Annotated in this window: 22 protein-coding genes; 1 reads left to right on the forward strand and 21 read right to left on the reverse strand. The window is 64.8% G+C overall.

Annotated elements, in window-relative coordinates; translation table 11 throughout:
• Positions 1–110: 110 nt before the first annotated feature.
• From ESD82_RS19950 to ESD82_RS21910, 3 genes are read right to left on the reverse strand one after another with little or no spacing between them, the layout of a single operon-like run.
• Positions 111–554: a GTA-gp10 family protein gene (locus tag ESD82_RS19950; RefSeq protein ID WP_147427530.1), complete on the reverse strand. Its 444-nt coding sequence runs from the start codon at positions 552–554 to the stop codon at positions 111–113.
• Positions 554–1,009, reverse strand: coding sequence for a phage tail tube protein (locus ESD82_RS19955; protein WP_167521795.1), 456 nt, complete (start codon positions 1,007–1,009; stop codon positions 554–556). Before ESD82_RS19955 ends, ESD82_RS19950 begins: the two co-directional genes overlap by 1 nt.
• 55 nt (positions 1,010–1,064) lie before the next feature.
• On the reverse strand, positions 1,065–1,220 hold the full coding sequence (locus tag ESD82_RS21910; protein ID WP_167521796.1) for a hypothetical protein: 156 nt from the start codon (positions 1,218–1,220) through the stop codon (positions 1,065–1,067).
• 32 nt (positions 1,221–1,252) lie between these two features.
• Here ESD82_RS21910 and ESD82_RS19960 point away from each other — a divergent pair, with 32 nt between their 5' ends.
• The gene (locus ESD82_RS19960) at positions 1,253–1,546 is read left to right on the forward strand and encodes a hypothetical protein (protein ID WP_147427528.1); all 294 of its coding nucleotides are present in this window, start codon (positions 1,253–1,255) and stop codon (positions 1,544–1,546) included.
• On the opposite strand, the gene ESD82_RS19965 is transcribed toward ESD82_RS19960, so the two are convergent.
• From ESD82_RS19965 to ESD82_RS20050, 18 genes are all read right to left on the reverse strand, one after another.
• On the reverse strand, positions 1,536–1,949 hold the full coding sequence (locus ESD82_RS19965) for an HK97-gp10 family putative phage morphogenesis protein (protein ID WP_147427527.1): 414 nt from the start codon (positions 1,947–1,949) through the stop codon (positions 1,536–1,538). The genes ESD82_RS19960 and ESD82_RS19965 overlap by 11 nt on opposite strands.
• Complete coding sequence (locus ESD82_RS19970; RefSeq protein ID WP_147427526.1) at positions 1,942–2,334, reverse strand: DUF3168 domain-containing protein; 393 nt, start codon at positions 2,332–2,334, stop codon at positions 1,942–1,944. Before ESD82_RS19970 ends, ESD82_RS19965 begins: the two co-directional genes overlap by 8 nt.
• Positions 2,331–2,660: a phage head closure protein gene (locus ESD82_RS19975; protein ID WP_147427525.1), complete on the reverse strand. Its 330-nt coding sequence runs from the start codon at positions 2,658–2,660 to the stop codon at positions 2,331–2,333. The genes ESD82_RS19970 and ESD82_RS19975 overlap by 4 nt, the downstream gene beginning before the upstream one ends.
• The gene (locus ESD82_RS19980) at positions 2,657–3,025 is read right to left on the reverse strand and encodes a head-tail connector protein (protein WP_028710580.1); all 369 of its coding nucleotides are present in this window, start codon (positions 3,023–3,025) and stop codon (positions 2,657–2,659) included. The genes ESD82_RS19975 and ESD82_RS19980 overlap by 4 nt, the downstream gene beginning before the upstream one ends.
• On the reverse strand, positions 3,022–3,507 hold the full coding sequence (locus ESD82_RS19985; RefSeq protein ID WP_028710579.1) for a hypothetical protein: 486 nt from the start codon (positions 3,505–3,507) through the stop codon (positions 3,022–3,024). Before ESD82_RS19985 ends, ESD82_RS19980 begins: the two co-directional genes overlap by 4 nt.
• Positions 3,508–3,571: 64 nt before the next feature.
• Positions 3,572–4,789, reverse strand: coding sequence for a phage major capsid protein (locus ESD82_RS19990; protein ID WP_051419735.1), 1,218 nt, complete (start codon positions 4,787–4,789; stop codon positions 3,572–3,574).
• Between the two features lies 1 nt (position 4,790).
• Complete coding sequence (locus ESD82_RS19995; RefSeq protein ID WP_028710578.1) at positions 4,791–5,663, reverse strand: head maturation protease, ClpP-related; 873 nt, start codon at positions 5,661–5,663, stop codon at positions 4,791–4,793.
• Between the two features lie 2 nt (positions 5,664–5,665).
• Positions 5,666–6,907, reverse strand: a complete 1,242-nt coding sequence (locus ESD82_RS20000; RefSeq protein WP_147427524.1) for a phage portal protein — start codon at positions 6,905–6,907, stop codon at positions 5,666–5,668.
• Position 6,908: 1 nt separating this feature from the next.
• Complete coding sequence (locus ESD82_RS20005) at positions 6,909–8,615, reverse strand: terminase large subunit domain-containing protein (RefSeq protein ID WP_147427523.1); 1,707 nt, start codon at positions 8,613–8,615, stop codon at positions 6,909–6,911.
• On the reverse strand, positions 8,602–9,093 hold the full coding sequence (locus ESD82_RS20010; protein WP_036765397.1) for a hypothetical protein: 492 nt from the start codon (positions 9,091–9,093) through the stop codon (positions 8,602–8,604). The genes ESD82_RS20005 and ESD82_RS20010 overlap by 14 nt, the downstream gene beginning before the upstream one ends.
• A 268-nt stretch (positions 9,094–9,361) precedes the next feature.
• Positions 9,362–9,745 carry an HNH endonuclease gene (locus tag ESD82_RS20015; protein WP_051419740.1) on the reverse strand — a complete coding sequence of 128 codons (384 nt, stop codon included), beginning with the start codon at positions 9,743–9,745 and terminating at the stop codon, positions 9,362–9,364.
• A gap of 97 nt (positions 9,746–9,842) precedes the next feature.
• Positions 9,843–10,601 carry a hypothetical protein gene (locus tag ESD82_RS20020; RefSeq protein WP_147427522.1) on the reverse strand — a complete coding sequence of 253 codons (759 nt, stop codon included), beginning with the start codon at positions 10,599–10,601 and terminating at the stop codon, positions 9,843–9,845.
• A 375-nt stretch (positions 10,602–10,976) separates the two neighbouring features.
• Positions 10,977–12,815 carry a DNA primase family protein gene (locus tag ESD82_RS20025; RefSeq protein ID WP_147427521.1) on the reverse strand — a complete coding sequence of 613 codons (1,839 nt, stop codon included), beginning with the start codon at positions 12,813–12,815 and terminating at the stop codon, positions 10,977–10,979.
• Complete coding sequence (locus ESD82_RS20030; protein WP_147427520.1) at positions 12,812–13,060, reverse strand: hypothetical protein; 249 nt, start codon at positions 13,058–13,060, stop codon at positions 12,812–12,814. The genes ESD82_RS20025 and ESD82_RS20030 overlap by 4 nt, the downstream gene beginning before the upstream one ends.
• Complete coding sequence (locus ESD82_RS20035) at positions 13,053–14,195, reverse strand: DUF7146 domain-containing protein (protein WP_147427519.1); 1,143 nt, start codon at positions 14,193–14,195, stop codon at positions 13,053–13,055. Before ESD82_RS20035 ends, ESD82_RS20030 begins: the two co-directional genes overlap by 8 nt.
• The gene (locus ESD82_RS20040) at positions 14,192–14,386 is read right to left on the reverse strand and encodes a hypothetical protein (protein WP_011747319.1); all 195 of its coding nucleotides are present in this window, start codon (positions 14,384–14,386) and stop codon (positions 14,192–14,194) included. Before ESD82_RS20040 ends, ESD82_RS20035 begins: the two co-directional genes overlap by 4 nt.
• Entirely contained in the window at positions 14,383–14,697 is a 315-nt protein-coding gene (locus ESD82_RS20045) for a hypothetical protein (RefSeq protein ID WP_244314559.1), read from the reverse strand. Before ESD82_RS20045 ends, ESD82_RS20040 begins: the two co-directional genes overlap by 4 nt.
• Positions 14,690–15,022 carry a hypothetical protein gene (locus ESD82_RS20050; protein WP_147427518.1) on the reverse strand — a complete coding sequence of 111 codons (333 nt, stop codon included), beginning with the start codon at positions 15,020–15,022 and terminating at the stop codon, positions 14,690–14,692. Before ESD82_RS20050 ends, ESD82_RS20045 begins: the two co-directional genes overlap by 8 nt.
• Between the last annotated feature and the right edge of the window lie 122 nt (positions 15,023–15,144).

Genomic DNA, 15,144 nt, shown 5'->3' on the forward strand with positions numbered 1-15,144 from the left:
AGCGCAGAGCGCGTCGTATTCATCGTCGGTCAGCGGATCTCCGCTGTGGGTATGTCCGCTGCCCTGCGCCCGGTTCCAGCCATCCACGCAAGCCGAGAACTCCCAGAAGGTCATTTCCTTGACTTGGGACGGCGTGAAGTTGAGCGCGGCGCCGGTGCCGTAGATGCGGGAGAAGCGGATTCTTCCATCGCCGCCCCCGCCTCGCCCTCCCCCACCGGGTCGTGCTCCTTACCGGCGAAAGCACGTGAAAGGATCGTGAACGCCAGCAGGTTGAGTTCCGAAATATCCGAGTCCTCGACGGCCTGCTTGATCTTCCGGTCGGCTTTCTGCCGGTCCATGCCCGCGCCGATCAGGCCGAGGCGCAAGCACGCCATCACCTCGCGAACCTTGACCGGGGAATAGGCCAAGCTGCCGCGCTGAACTCCCTGCGACAGCCGATAGCGCAGGTCCAGCGCCCCGGCCTCGGTCAGATCGTCCAATGCCTCAAGCTCGCCGATGCGGAGAAGGAATTCGTCCTCCCCGCTTGACCAGTTCGCCACGAACGGCTCTGCCATCAGGAAGCCCCTGCCTCATGGAAGGTCAGTTCGCCGTCAGAGACGACGGAAACCGTGGTCTGCGCCTTGTTGCCACGCTCTCCGGTCACTTCGAACCCGGTCACATGAACCTTGCCCTGCCAGTAGCGGCCATTGGTCGCGTCGTCAGGTTTGCCGATGTAGATGCGGGCGTTGACGCTCTCGGCCGTGTTGAACGCTGTCCACCATTCGTCCACCGCCTCCGCAGCGAGAATGCCCGAACCGTTGCCGCTGAAATCGAGACTTTCGACGCCGCGTTCGATCCAGGACGGCAGTTCGGGATCATCACAATCGGGCACGTTGACCTCGGTCGTGTTCTTCGTGAACGAAACCGTGTGATTGGTCAGGCCGCAGGGGCGCAGATAGGTGCCGGGAACAGTTGCGCTCTCAAGGAAGATTGCAACCGTGCTGCCAACATAAGTCGTTGGTTTTGCCATGATAGGCTCCATTTGATGATTGCCCTGCCCACGGGCGCGTGATGGGCGGCCGGGATCAATCCCGGATTTCCTCGATGCGGTCGCCCGCCCTCTCGCGGCAGGATCGCGTCAGACCAGCATGAACCTCACCGGCACGAAACGTCATGATGACGTTGGATTTTGGCATCCACTCGAAGTCCCGAAGGACGCGCCATTTTCTTTGTTTCGGCATCGCGGTATCCTGCGGCACCCATGGAGGATGCCTTGCATAAGTCCGTTCAAATTCTGATTGCCGCTGCCTGCGTCGTAATCATTGCCGCTGGATCAATCTGGCTAATAGATCGAAAGAAGCAGGCCGATGCCGAGACGGCCAAAGTCGAAGCGATGTTCTCTGCCCTTGAGCGGAAGAATGAAGCCCGGCGCAAAGCCGAGGCTGACGCATGCCGAGCCGATCTGGACGCCTATGACAACGGCAGCATCATCGCTTTTGTCCAACGCGCCAAAGGCGGCGACATGCTCGCCGAAGTGAAAAAATGCCGGGATCTGGTTAACCGCTGACCCATGCTTTGCGAACGGCCCGGGTGATTGCCGAACGGACACGGGTCCGGTTCGCTCGCCAAGCCGGATTGAAATACGGGCTGGCTGGCATGTTCTTGGTGCCGTGTTCTTGCAATTTCGCGTTCTGGAACCGACCGCCGCTTTCATTCGTGACGATAGTCGTCTCGTCCCCCGCCTTAACCACCACGCCCAGAAAACCTCTTTCGCCGCGACTGGTCGTAACTGAACTGGCATCCTCAACGCGAATGGACCGGATCAGCGCGCCATCCTCACGCGGCGCCAGGTATCGCATGGCAGAAGCCACCTGCTCACCGCCGACGCGGGCTTGGGCCTTGGCCGCCGCCGCCACCTTTGCAGCCTTGCGCCTGAACATAGCCTGAACTTCGGGAATGCCGTTAACCATCGCTTTCTACCATCGCCTCGACCTGCACCACGCCATGCACCGACACGCCGTCGGGATCGTCCATGACGCGAACCAGCGTCACGCGCAGCGGGTGCATGGTCAGCGCATCGGTGTCGGCCCAGCCATGCAGGGCGGCTTTCACCTGGCCAACGATCTTCCCGACCTCGGCCTTGCTGGTCATGCTGTGATAGATGCCGATCTGGACGGTCCAGTCCTCGGCCTCGATGCATTCCGCATCCGCCGCCACGCCATAGAAGGTGTCGAAAGCGGCATAGGGCGTCTCATCGCCCTCGGTGGCGCGATCGAAAACGCGACCTCCCAAGGCTGGCACCTGGACGATCAGCCGGGCGCGGATCGCCTGGATCAATGGCTCGATATCGATCATCCGACGCACTCCGCCAGCATTTCGAGGAAAGCCCGATCCTGCGTTTCCCGCGGATCTTCCTTCACGTCATAAGTCCGGCCGTCGATGACGACCCGCCATTCCGACGTGATCCGCCGTGATCCGGCAAAGGCCCGCACGGTAACGATGGCTGGGCTTTTCGAGACCAGCCGCGCCTGCATGACGCTCTCTCCGCCCCGCAAATGCCGGACGGTCGCCCAGATCGTGAACTGATGATCATAGCGCTGGATGCGCTTGCCGTTGGCGTCGGTCTCCTTGAACGGCGCGCTGAACGCGGCCCGCTTGGTCAGAGCACCCGCGCGGATCATGGGGTGCCGACCTGCGGCTCCGGCACCGGGTGAAACACCCGATACCCGGAAAGCAACGCGCGAACGGTCACCGGCGGCACGGCATCATCCGAGGTGCCGCCCTCGCCGCCGCGATCCTCGTACATTCGCTCAGCCAGCATCTTGACGGCCACCGTGATCGCCTCGTCCGCGACGATCTGATAGCGATCATAGCCCGGCGCGCCCGGCGCCGGCAAATCGACCGCCGAGGCATAAATGGGCCGCCCGATCCAGTTCCGCACCTGAAGTTCGGCAGCCCGGCCGAACGCAGCGATGATCGAATCCTCCTCGGTATCCGCTGGATCGACCCGTAGGTGCAGCTTCAGATCGGGCAGAGCAACGATCATTTCGAGCCCTTGCCCTTCGGGGCGTCCTTGGCCTCGGTCGCCGCATCCTCGGCAGCAGCGGCGGAAGCCACCGTCGTCTGATCCAGATCGGCATTCGCCTTCTCCCGCGCATCGAGTTCGGCCTGACGCTGTTTCAAAGAGGCTTCCAGATCGTGCAGGCGCTTGGCATCCGCCTCGAGCTGCGTGGCACGTTCCTCGAGCAGCTTCTCCCGCGCATCGAGCTCGAGACCGGCCGTAGCGCTTTCGATTGGCTGGGGCGCCTCGGGCAAGGGCGCGAAACCCGGCGTGACGCCGACCGTCTCGACCTTCAGGTATTCCTCCTGCGCCTTGGTGGCGGCCGCAATATCCTCGGCGCGGGCCGGGACGAAACGCTTGGTGGCCAGCAGCTTTTTCGCCGCATCGTCGTCAACCTCGACGATGCCGCCGGCCTTGACCCGGCCATAGGCGCCGATCGAGCCGCGGAGCGCTTTCAACTTCGGCATGTCCGTATTCCTTTCGTGAAGGGAGTTGCGGCGGGCGCAGACGATGCCGCGCCCGCAACCATGATCAGCCGCCCGGGGCGGTGTAGTAGCAGAGCGCCAGCGGGCGCTTGACCACCACGACGCCGCGCTTCTCACCGCGCACGGTCAGCATGTTCTTGTCGAAGTTGTCGCGGTTCTCCGACGACAGCAGGATCTCGATGTCCTGGCGCTGGTAGTAGGTGGCGGCCAGCTTGAAGGCTCCGGTCAGGAAATCGCCTTCCGGCATGTCCTCGGTATCGACCACCCGACGACCCCAGAGGCGCGGCGTCGGCGTCTCCATGAAGGGGTTGCCGAAGATGTAGCGCCCGGTCGTGTCCTTCAGCATCTCGGCCGCGGCCCAGTCCCAGATATTCAGGACATGTGCATCGACGACATAGCCCGCCGCCGACACCTGCAGCATGGCAAGGCGCAACCGGTCGAGGATTGTCGCGCCAGAGGGCTCGCGGGCGGTCTGGCCATAGGCCGTGGCATTGGTGATCAGGCCCGAGAAGTTCTCTCCAGTGCCGTCGCCCGCCAGGATCTGCGCGTTCTCGACCTTGTTGACCTCATAGGTCAGCGTGGTGTCGATATCGGTCCGCAGCGCCGGGATGTCGTCCAGCATGTGCTTGTGGATTTCCATCCGGCCGGCGATGGTCTTCACCTCGGCCGATTCCGAGGTCCAGGTCTTGTCGATCAGCGGCTTCACCGTGGTGCCGTCATCCGGCACGATGCCGGCGGCGCCCGTGCGCGAGACCTCGCGGAAATACTTGATCAGCGGCTGGCCCGTCTCGCCCACCGTGATCAGGTCTTTCACCACCAGCTTCTTGTCGGGCTCGGCGATGATCTCGGGCTCGCGGCGTTCGGGCAGCAGCTCGCCGGCAGAGCCAGGCAGCGAGGTGATGGCGTTGAAGAAGCCCAACGACACGTCGCCGTTCACGCCGCCCTTGGCCGCGGCCTTGATCTTCTCCTCGGCCTCGGCCACCACCAACTGGCCCAGAGACTTGGCGCCGCCGGCACCGCTGCGGCGGCCGCTGGCGAAGCGCTGCGCGAGATCACGGGCGGAAGCCTCCATCTCGTCGATGCGCGCCTTCAGCTCGCCCTGCTCGGCAAGTGCCTTATCGACATTCGCCTTGGTCTCTTCGGTCAGGCCGCCGAGACGCTTGGCCTCGTCCAGCGCGGCCTGGGCGCTCTTGTTGATATTGCCGGTAACCTTGTCGAATTCGGCTTTGAACTCGCCGAACGCCTGTTCCATGTCAAAGGCCATGTCAGTTCTCCATCTTGGCCGTTAGGGATTTGGCCCACCCGGTCAGGCTGGCCATGGTCTCGACAGCGCGCGGCATGTCGTCGTCAGCAGCGCTCGGCTTGCTGGTAAGAGCCTTGATCGCGGCGCGGCGTTCAGACCGGGTCATCCCGTCCCGGGAGAGTGCCGCCTCGATGCGCGCGATGGTTTTGGTCTGCGGCGCCTGAGCCTTGGCCTTTTCGGAAACCTCGATGGCATCCGCGGCCAGAAGATCGTCGGCGAAACCCTGGTCTATGGCCGCGCGGCCGGAGATCCAGGTCTCGCGATCCATCATCTGACCGATCTGGCCGGCATCGATCTTGGTGCGCAGCGAATAGAGTTCGGCCATCACCTCGTCGAAGGCGCCGAGCTGGCCGGCAACCGTGGCGAGGTCGTGCCGGTCACCGATGGCATAGACCCAGGTGTTGTGGATCATCAGGAAGCCGGCCCGGGCGATTTCCACGCGGTCCCCGGCCATGGCGATCACCGAGGCGGCAGAGGCGGCAAGACCGACGATGCGCACCGTCACGTCCGCCTTGTGCCCGCGCAGCATGTTGTAGATCGCCAGCCCCTCGAACACGTCGCCGCCCGGGCTGTTGATGTTGACCACCACCTCGCGCTCGCCGGCAGCGCGCAGCAGCGCCCCCACCTTGCGCCCGGTCACGCCGTAGCCGTCCCAGGTGTCGCCGATCACATCCATCACGTCGATGGCGAAGGGGCCGCTATCATCGCCCACCGCCTCGGCGCGGGCGCGCAGTTCGGGCTGCCACTTCTCGAAAGCCTTGGGCGGGGCGCATTCGGCGCGCACGTCGTCGGGCCGCACACCGAAATGCGCGACCGGCATGTGGTTCTTGGCCATCGTCACTTCCCCTTGAGAATCATGTCCATGGGCTTCATGGCGCCCTGCATCCACAGCAGATCGGCAGCGCCGCCCTCGCGCTCGATATTGAGCTTGTCGCGCGCCTCGTCCGGCTTCATGACGCCCATCGTCACCATCGCGCGGATGAATTCCGCCTTCGCCTTGCTGTCCATCTGGAGCATGGCCTCGCGGTTGAACTCGGCGTAGGTGTCGCGCTGCTCGCGCAGCGGGATCAGCTGCTTGCGAATCCGCTGTTCGACCTTCTTCAGCACCGGGTTGATGCCGAGCTGCATCCAGGACAGGAAGATCTGCTCGACCCCGGTCCCCCACATGGTCTGCCCCGCGGCCGAATGACCGATGACGATGGGGGGAACCCCGAACCAGCGGCAAACCTCCTCGATCGAGAAGCGCCGCGTCTCCAGCATTTGGGCATCGTCCGGGTTCAGCGTCAGCTGCTCGAACTCCATCCCCGCCTCGAGGATCATCAGCTTGCCGGCCTTCGTCGAGCCGGCGTATTCGCTCATCATCGCCTGCAACTGCGGGCGCTGTTCGGGCGAGATGCGCTGGTTGGTCTTCAGCACGCCCGAGGCCTGCATGCCCGAGCCGAACATCTTGGCCGATGCCTCGTCGGCCGCCATGGCAGCGCCAAGCGATTGCGTGCCCCAGCGGATCGGCGACATGCCCTCATCTCCGCCGAAGCCCCAGCCCCGCAGATGGAACATGTCTTCGCGGCCGATGACGCGCGGGCGCGACGTGCCGGGCTCGCGCACCTCGTAGAACAACTCGCCGCTCACCTTGTTGCGGAACGGCCGGACATGGGTGGCGGGCAGCGGCATCAGCGAGGATGGCCGGCCGTTGACCCGGTCGATCTCGGCATAGGCGTTGCCGGTGGCCAGCATCCAGGAGAACATGCCCTCCCAGAACTCGACCGGCGTCTGGTCGGCATTCGGCGACAGGCTGATCAGGTCGGCCAGCGCCCCGTCCTGCCGCTGCCGGCCGCCAGCGGTCTTGCGATAAAGGTCCAGCGGCAGCGAGGCCATCGCCTGGGCGCTGCGAACGATGCAGGCCCAAACCGCCGAGATGGTCAGCGCTGCCGACAGCGTCACCACCTTGCCCGAGGCATTGCTGGCGACGTAATAGCCGAGGTCGCCGCCTTGCAGGGTGAGGCGCTGTTCCTTGGTCAGATCGGACAGCGCCGCCATCGGCCTGCCGAAGCGATCGACGATGCCCCGCGGCAGGTCCATCTCAGATCACCATGATCGGGTTGGCCAGGAAGTCGCCGATCGGCGGTGCGGCCTGCGGGTTGTTGAACATCAGCATCGCCGCATCGAACGCCGCCATCAGGGGATCGATCTTGGCAGCGCCGGAAGCTTGCTTCGTCACCATGTAGTTGCTCCCCTTGAGTTCCTGTTTGGCGTTGCCGACCGCCCAGTTCATGATCGGCTGGTCGGCGTGCAGCATGCGCCGCGACTCCAGCTTCAGCGGCACCGTCGAAATCGCGGTCTGGAGCTTCCAGCCCTGCTGCACCGCCTGCACCAGGGGCGAGACCATGCCCATCTCCTCCAGCGCATCGAGCAGAAGCGCGATCCCTGCCGCGTCGAGGCCTATGCCGCCGGCCTCGGGCAGCCGCCCGGCCAACCGCACCCGGTCGCAGATCTCGGCAGCCTCGGCGGCCTGCAGCTCGGGCGAGGACACGACGCGCAGGTCGCCGTCTTCCTCAAACCCGCGCAACGCGTCGGCGATCTGCGGCCTGGACTTGAACACCGTCTCGCGTGCCCAGGCGCGAACCCAGAGCAGCCAGACCTTGTCTCGCGCCCGCCGGCCCAGCACCGCGAGCGCCGCGAGGTCGTCGGCTCCACCCCAGTCCACGCCGATGGTGCAGACCTCGCTTTCGCCCAGCAGCCGGTCGAGGGTGATCCAACCTGCTGCGGCCGGTTCCCAATGCACCGCGCCAGACCAGGCATCGCCGCCGAGACCGACCCCGATCTCGATGTTGAGATGCTGGCTGGCCCAGATCTGCTCGGCCTCCTTCGAGACCTTGCCGTTGTTCTCGTAATCGTCCTCGAGCGCCTGTTCGTCGATCGACAGGCCGAGATTCGGCAGGACCAGATGCCAGTTGTCCCGGTCGCGCCAGTATTTCTCGTTGCGCTGGAATTCCTCGGGGAACTCGTAAAGCACCGGCAGCATGATCGGCGCCGGTCCGGCCTTGCCGTCGCGGATGGCCCGTGCCTTCTTCAGTTCCGACTTCCAGATCCCCGTCGGCATCTCGTCCGACTGGGTGGTGATCATCAAGACCTTGCCGCGCACCTTGGTGATGCCGCCGCCGCGGATCTGCTGCATCACCTTCGCCGCCTTCGCCTTCTTGCCCAGCTCGTGCAGCTCGTCGATGATGGTGAGCACCGGGATTTCCCCAGTGACGATGGAGGTGTCGAAGGTCTTCACCTCCAGCTTCGAGCCGGTCTTGCGCCGGGTCACCGTCTTCAGGTGCTCCTGGACCTTGAAGATCAGCTTCAGCTTGTCGTCCAGGTTGATCATCCCCTGCGCCTGGTCGAAGCAACGCTCTGAGATGTTCTGGCTCGGCCCCACCAGCAGCATCTGCCGGTTCGGCGCCTCCTCCATGTAGAGCGCCGTCAGGCCGAGCGCCGCCACATAGGTGGATTTCGAGTTCTTCTTCGGAACCATGCAGAGCAGTTCCCAGACCAACTCGCGATGGGTCTCCGGATCCTCGCTGGCGAAGAACACCACCAGGATGGTCTTGAACCAGTCGCCGCAGGCCTCCGACATCGGCGGATTGCCTGGCACGTCCGGCAGTCGCAACCGGTTGAAGAACGCCAGCACCCGTGCCGCCTTCGCTTCGTTGACCGGCACATCGGCGATCGGCACCTCGCCGGCCTGAAGCTTTTCCCACCAATCCGGGCAAGCGAAGCGCGGCAGAGCCTCAATGGCGGACATTGCCCCCGCCGCCCTTGGTCTCCAGGTCCAGCTCTTTCATCAGCGCGGCGTCGGCATCGAGCGCCAGCACCTCGTCGAGCACCTTCTTGCCCAGCTTTTCCTTGGGCTCGGGCTGATCCTTAGGCCGCGACGCATAGGCGCGTTCCGCCTCCATCTGGTCGAACCGATCCAGCAGCCGATCCACCTGGCGCATCGCGCCGACATTGCCGGACTGGGCGGCGGCAAGCGCCAGCTCCAGCCGGCGCGCGTCGAGCATGTCGCGCGCCACCGGGCGAATCTTCAGCTCCTGAAAAAAATTCCGCCGAAAAGTCGGCAGCGACATGCGCAGCACGGCCGCGATCCGTTCATTGGACCAGCCGACCGCAAGCAACATCTTGACTTTATTGCGATCTTCCGGCGTCGCCACCTTGCGGGGACGGCCGGGCTTGCCGGACCCCGCTTCAACGGGGTTTCCGAACAGGTCGAAAACCTCTTCCATCAGAAAAAAATCTCCAGATGAGGGGGGCGCGGGTCCGGGCCGGATTGGCCCCCTGACTTTCGACCCACCCCCTCCTTTGGGGGTCCGAGGGGTCGATCTGCCCGATTTCGAGGCATTTTCGACCGGATCGGGCTGATTTCGAGGTCGGCGCGGTGATCCGCGCGGTCACGCAGCGGTCGGGCCTCCGCATCCTTGGCACCTCGGCCCCGTCACCGCCGATCCGCACCACGGGCATGGCTTCGACGGTGCCTGCCCGTTGGCCGGCTGCCTAACCCCGACCGACATCGCCGTTGGTGGCGCTATGATTGGCGGCACCTGCGCGCTCCTCTGCCTGCTTGTCCCGATTGTGGCAGGTCGCGCAAAGGCATTGCAGATTGCCCGGATCGAAGAACAGATCACGGTCGCCGCGATGCGGACGGATATGGTCGGCCACCAGTTCGCGGCTTTGACCAATGACGCCACAGCGGGCACAGGTGAACAGCGCAGACGCAAGGCAATCCCAACGGAGCCGCTGCCACTCTGCCGTCTTATACCACTTGCGCCATGGCACTATCTGGTCCCGGCGCTTGAGCCGATCCGGCCCGGCACCGATGGACGTTACGCGCGCCGACAACGAGCCAACGCGCGGTGCGAGTTGCTTGAGCCTGCCCATCGATACCCCGGAAATGACAACGCCCGCTCGGGACATGATCCCTGCGGGCGCAATTCGTGATACTATGCAATTCTGTCTCACAGACGGACTTAAGCCGTCAAGAAGTTTTTTTGCCCCGATACCCGATCATGCGGTCCAGCGCGGCGCACAGAGCCTCTGTGATGGCTTTCCTGTGCGCCCCTTTGACCGCCCACCCATGGCTCACCAGCACATCGTCCAGCGTGCAGCCCTTGATGCAGACCATGTCCACCAGCACCCGATCCATAATCGGGCCGCGCTGCGTCGCGCCCCGATTGGACGGCCGGATGCGGCGCATGGTCATTGATGCGCTGCAGCCGATCCGGTTGCGCAGGATCGTCAGCTCCTGGGCGATATCGAGATGCCGGTCCATCCAGCCCATGCTGTCGCCACCGCCACGCGACGCATCGAGCCGCGAGACCTTGGTGCCATCGGCCGCTGCCAGTTCGACCAGCGCCGCATAGCGGCGGCCCATCGCGATCTGGCCCGGCGTCAGGGGGCACGGCTTCTTGCGGCGCCGGGCCGAGGCGATCATCCGGTCGAACACGTCGGCGGCGCGGACACTGGCGCGATGCCCGTATCCTGTCGGCGCCGCCGCCCATTTCTCCAGGCCGCGATCATCGACGCCGTTCGGCACCATGGTCAGCTGACGTTCAACGACGAACGGGCCGCGCGCCGGGGCGGCAATCGTATCCGGGCCGCATTGGTCGGGGATCGCGCTGGCGTCCCGGATGGCGGCGAGCCGGGCGGCTTCCTCGGCTTTCCGGGCATCCCGAGCCTCCCTTGCGGCCATGATCAGCGACTTCCCGGCTTCGGCCTTCTGCGCCGCTCTCAACATATTGTGGTCCCTCTTGCTCATCATACTGCCTATTGTTTCGGTCGCTGTTTCTTCAGGGAGGATAGGGAGGATCGGATTATCTTGAGGGATGATTGAGGGAGGTAATTTGGAGACGATTATCTTTAGATTACAAGCAGTTGATGCCGTCAGGGAGGATAGGGAGGCAAAACCGGGTCCACGCATATGGGGCCTTCATCACCCCATACCCCTTCCCTTCTCGCGCATACGCGTATGCGGGAATTTGCCTCCCTATCCTCCCTGACGCCCCGAACCCCTTGTAATGTCGCCAGAAAACCCGGGGAGGCAGACCCTCCCTTTCCTCCCTGTAGGGAGGCAAATTCCTCCCTCCTGCCTTCATCGACAGGGGTGCGGGGATCACAGGTTGCCATCTTGGCCTCCGCTGCGACCAGCGATGGGGCGGCCGTTCGCGTCGCGCGGCGCGGTCCTGAAGCGGTGCCCGAACTCCATCGAGAACCGGATGCCGTCATATCGCATGATGCCGTTGGACTTGCGCTCGGAGAACTTCTTGCCGGTGCTGGGACTGACCCAGCGGCGCATCTTGTCCTTGATCTGGCGCTGGATCGTGCCCTGCTGCCAGACGTTACCACCTTGCTCGTCCTGCCAAAGCTGGAACGCCAGCGCGAGGTCCTTCGCCGTCTCACTGTCCTCGGGCTGCCCCGAGACAACGCAACAGGTCTCAAGGAAGAAGCCGAGCGGGTCGCTCTCCTCGCGATACTCGTTGGTGGCGCTTAGAACGGCCGGCGGCTCCTGCAGCCCGCCCTCGAGGTAGTCTATCAGGCCCTCGATCAGCCAGTTGAGGATGCCGGATCGCTCTTCCCAGAGCTTGGCACCCAGGTCCGGGTCCCGCTCCTTCGGCGGAATGGTCACGTCGAACGGCACGATCAGCAGCCTGCGCCAGATCCCGTCATCGCGGCCGCGCACCTCGGGGCGATAGTTGCCCTGGATGGTGATCTTGAATTTGGGCGTGACCTCGATCTGCTCGCCGAAGTTCGGCCGCACATTGATCGGCTCGCCGCCGGTCAGCTGCTTGATCAGGCCCTCGCGCAGCTTCTCGCCCTCTTCGGGCTCGGACGTGCGCACCATGCGGGCGAGCATGAGCGGCACGAGGTCCGGGGTCGCCGCCGAGCCGTCCTTCTTGGTCGAACCGGTCAGGGTCTCGATCCGCGCCGTTGCGGCATAGTCGCCGAACATGCGGGCGATCAGGTCCACCAGCACGGACTTGCCGTTGGCGCCGAGCCCGTAGAAGAAGACCAGCTTCTGCTCGCCGGTCAGCGCCGTCGTATTCAGGGCGAACCAGCGCTGCACGAAGCGCCTGACCTCTGGATCGGGCAGGATGCGGGTGATGAACCTGTCGAAGATCGGCCGCTTTGCGTCCGGGTCGTATCGCACCGGCATCATCTTGGTGATCAGCTGATCCCGGGCATGCGGCACAAACTGCATGTCGGCCATGGGGCTCATTCCACTTTCCGGATCGCCCGGAATGACCGAGAATCGCATGACCCCATTCTCGCAACAGACATCGAGCGGGGCGGCGTTCAGCCGCTCGAACGACACGGCCAGGCCGACACCGGCCTCCTTGATCGAAGCGTCGATCCGGGTCGTATTGCCCGAGGTCTTCGCCCAGCCGTGATGATCCTTGCGGACCGAAAGCAGCACCTTCTCGACACCCGAGAGACGGGCAAGCTTGGGCGCCATGCTATCCAGCTCCTGCTGGGCGGCCTCCGCCTCCTCGCCTCCGGCGCTTACGATGCGTCCGAGTTCACGCTCGCGTCGCCGCAACTGCACGCCGTCCTCGAGGATCTGCATCTGCCAGTCCTCGAGCCGAAGATGCGGGATTTCCCGCGAAATCAACTCGCCAAGCATCTGGGCACGGCGGCGAACCTCGATGCCGTCCTCGTCTTTCTGCCATCGCTGGCCGGTCCAGACGTGCCAGCCATAGCGGGGCACATAGATCAGTTCGTCCCGGTAATGGCGGGCATAGCGCTGACCGTTGCCATGGTCGTTGAGCGGAAACTGCGCGCAGTCCGAAAACGGATCGTCGGCCTGGCCCTCGGAAGGGGTTCCAGGGGATTGGCTATCGCCGTCACCGGCAGAGGCCTCCGGCTCCATCCCCTCGGGCAGATCGACCTCCTCGGCATTGCTCATCACGGCCCGGACCTGCCCGAGCGCGTCGTCATCGCTCCTATCGGTCATTGCAACCTCTCCGGATCGATCCGGGCGTCACCCACCGCACGCAACTGCGCGATCTTCGAGCGGATCAGGTCGAGGAACGGGTCGGTCTCATCGCTGTAGCTGACGACGATTTGCGCAACGATGTCCGAAAGCGCGATGAACAGGCCGCGCGCCTCGGAAATCGACAGACCTTCAAGGCGCGCGATCCCCCGAAACATCACCTCGAACCTGTTCGCGGCTTCAACAATCTCCTGCTCGTCAAGCATCTCTCTGTCCCATCAGAATGTCGTTGAGATCGCGGCCGTCGCCCGCATGGACGATGTAGCCGCGCAGGCCCGGCCGCTTGATCTTGGCGCGCCGCAGACCTGCTAGGAGCTTGGCGCGCGTCAGTTTCGGATCGCTGTCCCCGTCCTGGACGAAGATCAGCGTCTTGACCCAGGCCGGCGGCAGCCAGGCCTCGGAATCGTCCATGTCGGGCAGGCCGGCATATTTCAGGCCTGGGCCGCGCCGCATGCGCCCGGTCATGTTGCCCAGGTCAACGCCACACCAATAGGCGCAGCGCCGGGGCATAGCCTCCGCGATCAGGGCGGTCAGCGTCGTCTCGATCCCCTCGGCCACGACCATGGTGTCGCTGCCCTGCGGGGTCAGGAACCGGATCGCGCCGCCCTTCTTCGAGCCCAGCACCTTCTTGGCCGGCAGCGTCTGGCCCGGCTTGCGCGGATCGGGCAGCACGAGCTTGCCCTTGGGATGCGACAGGTCGAGCCAGGTGCGGTGCACCGCGGTCAGCCAACCCTGGGCATCCAGGACACCAGCGACCATGGCCGGGCCGACATGCAGGGTCTGCCATTCATTGGCCTTGCCCTCGACAGGAACAGTGTAACGAGCTTCGGGCTCAAAGCGCAGGGCGTCGGGCATGTCTCGAAAAAGGACGGGATCAATGCCGCGCAGCGCCAGGTAATCCCGCACCAAGGTGCCCTCGGCCGGGCGGGCACTGGCCCAGATCTGGTGCGCGGCCCGGATCGATTTCTCGCGCGCACGGCGGGCAATATCGTCCTGCTTGCGCCGATTCGCTTCGGCCTTGCGCCGCCGCTCGGCGCGCTCGGCATCGGAAAGGCCATGCGCCGGGCCGCACAGCCATTCCAGCGCGGCCCGGAAATCCATGCCGAGCGTATGCTGGACCAGCGCGATCTGATCGCCCTTGGCATGCGGCCCGCAATCCTTGCGGCACTGGAACAGTCCGGTCTGCAGGTTGACGCCGAAGCGATCCCGGCCGCCACATTGCGGACACGGCCCGACCAGCTCGCCGCCGGTGCGGACCAGGCCGGATAGCTCCAGCCGCGCAACGACATCAGCGATGGGCATGGCCTTGGCTTCATCGAGGCGGTGATCGTCGCGCGTCATGGCTTGGCGGCCTCGCGCTTGCGGACGATCTTCCGAAACTCCTCCTCGGCCTTGGTGACACGCGCGACGCGCTGAAGGTCATCATGCGCGGCCGCCGGGGTTATGGCCATCAATCGCTCGATGACGCGCTCGATCCCGCGATGTGCTCCAGCACAATAGGCATTGTGGTGACGCTGGCGGTGCGTTCTCATTTCGCGCCCCGCGCGCGGTCCCAGGCATCGGCCAGCCGGCGGCGATCCCATTCGTTCATGACCTTGCGCGCCCGATCATGCAGGCCGCCATAGCAGCCCGGCACCGAGACGCGGCAGGAAAGAAACTGATCGGCCGTCTGGATCAGGCCCATCAGCTGCGGGTTTTCGCGGGTTACGCCCGGCATCAGGTCGCGCAGGATGCCGACGACCAGATCGAGATCGCTGCGATCCGTGATCGGCGGCCGCGACAGCACGCCCAGGGCGTGGATCATCGCATGATCGGCGAGCGAGAGGCGCAACTGGTCAGCCATGGATATCCGCCCTCCCATCGGCATCGGGCCAGGTGGTGCGCTCGACCGCCCGGATCAGCCGATCGCCAGCCTCGGCCAGATCGGGCACATGGCGGCGCAACTCGGGCAGGCGCGCGACGAAGCCCAGCATCTCCTGCGCCAGGTCGTGATCCCGGCCGAATACCGAGGTGATCCGGTCCACGGCCGAGTGGACATCATGCATGTTCACCGCGCCGAGCCGGGCCGAATAGGCCACCGACAGCATCGACATCCTGGCTCGGATCGCCGCAATCGACATGATCCGCGCCGTGGTATTGCTTTTCAGATCCGGGGGGCTAACGCGCATGGTCAAATCCTCTTGGCGCGATGATCGGCGGGGCGGCCAGAGGAGGATGCCGCCCCGCCCGACACGCCGGGACCCGCGCCAGATATCCCGGAGTGTATTTTCGCCCCGCCGCCACAAGACGG

The sequence above is a fragment of the Paracoccus pantotrophus genome, assembly GCF_008824185.1.
Taxonomy (GTDB): domain Bacteria; phylum Pseudomonadota; class Alphaproteobacteria; order Rhodobacterales; family Rhodobacteraceae; genus Paracoccus; species Paracoccus pantotrophus.

Excerpts from the sequence above, each read along its gene's own strand:
- ESD82_RS19985 (WP_028710579.1), bottom strand. The coding sequence starts at position 3,507 with ATGCCGAAGTTGAAAGCGCTCCGCGGCTCGATCGGCGCCTATGGCCGG.
- ESD82_RS20015 (WP_051419740.1), bottom strand. The coding sequence starts at position 9,745 with ATGGGCAGGCTCAAGCAACTCGCACCGCGCGTTGGCTCGTTGTCGGCG.
- ESD82_RS19970 (WP_147427526.1), bottom strand. The coding sequence starts at position 2,334 with ATGATCGATATCGAGCCATTGATCCAGGCGATCCGCGCCCGGCTGATC.
- ESD82_RS19965 (WP_147427527.1), bottom strand. The coding sequence starts at position 1,949 with ATGGTTAACGGCATTCCCGAAGTTCAGGCTATGTTCAGGCGCAAGGCT.
- ESD82_RS21910 (WP_167521796.1), bottom strand. The coding sequence starts at position 1,220 with ATGCCGAAACAAAGAAAATGGCGCGTCCTTCGGGACTTCGAGTGGATG.
- ESD82_RS20020 (WP_147427522.1), bottom strand. The coding sequence starts at position 10,601 with ATGTTGAGAGCGGCGCAGAAGGCCGAAGCCGGGAAGTCGCTGATCATG.
- ESD82_RS20025 (WP_147427521.1), bottom strand. The coding sequence starts at position 12,815 with ATGACCGATAGGAGCGATGACGACGCGCTCGGGCAGGTCCGGGCCGTG.
- ESD82_RS19990 (WP_051419735.1), bottom strand. The coding sequence starts at position 4,789 with ATGGCCTTTGACATGGAACAGGCGTTCGGCGAGTTCAAAGCCGAATTC.
- ESD82_RS20040 (WP_011747319.1), bottom strand. The coding sequence starts at position 14,386 with ATGAGAACGCACCGCCAGCGTCACCACAATGCCTATTGTGCTGGAGCA.
- ESD82_RS20010 (WP_036765397.1), bottom strand. The coding sequence starts at position 9,093 with ATGGAAGAGGTTTTCGACCTGTTCGGAAACCCCGTTGAAGCGGGGTCC.
- ESD82_RS20005 (WP_147427523.1), bottom strand. The coding sequence starts at position 8,615 with ATGTCCGCCATTGAGGCTCTGCCGCGCTTCGCTTGCCCGGATTGGTGG.
- ESD82_RS20050 (WP_147427518.1), bottom strand. The coding sequence starts at position 15,022 with ATGCGCGTTAGCCCCCCGGATCTGAAAAGCAATACCACGGCGCGGATC.
- ESD82_RS20000 (WP_147427524.1), bottom strand. The coding sequence starts at position 6,907 with ATGGACCTGCCGCGGGGCATCGTCGATCGCTTCGGCAGGCCGATGGCG.
- ESD82_RS20030 (WP_147427520.1), bottom strand. The coding sequence starts at position 13,060 with ATGCTTGACGAGCAGGAGATTGTTGAAGCCGCGAACAGGTTCGAGGTG.
- ESD82_RS19955 (WP_167521795.1), bottom strand. The coding sequence starts at position 1,009 with ATGGCAAAACCAACGACTTATGTTGGCAGCACGGTTGCAATCTTCCTT.
- ESD82_RS20035 (WP_147427519.1), bottom strand. The coding sequence starts at position 14,195 with ATGACGCGCGACGATCACCGCCTCGATGAAGCCAAGGCCATGCCCATC.
- ESD82_RS19995 (WP_028710578.1), bottom strand. The coding sequence starts at position 5,663 with ATGGCCAAGAACCACATGCCGGTCGCGCATTTCGGTGTGCGGCCCGAC.
- ESD82_RS19975 (WP_147427525.1), bottom strand. The coding sequence starts at position 2,660 with ATGATCCGCGCGGGTGCTCTGACCAAGCGGGCCGCGTTCAGCGCGCCG.
- ESD82_RS19980 (WP_028710580.1), bottom strand. The coding sequence starts at position 3,025 with ATGATCGTTGCTCTGCCCGATCTGAAGCTGCACCTACGGGTCGATCCA.
- ESD82_RS20045 (WP_244314559.1), bottom strand. The coding sequence starts at position 14,697 with ATGGCTGACCAGTTGCGCCTCTCGCTCGCCGATCATGCGATGATCCAC.
- ESD82_RS19950 (WP_147427530.1), bottom strand. The coding sequence starts at position 554 with ATGGCAGAGCCGTTCGTGGCGAACTGGTCAAGCGGGGAGGACGAATTC.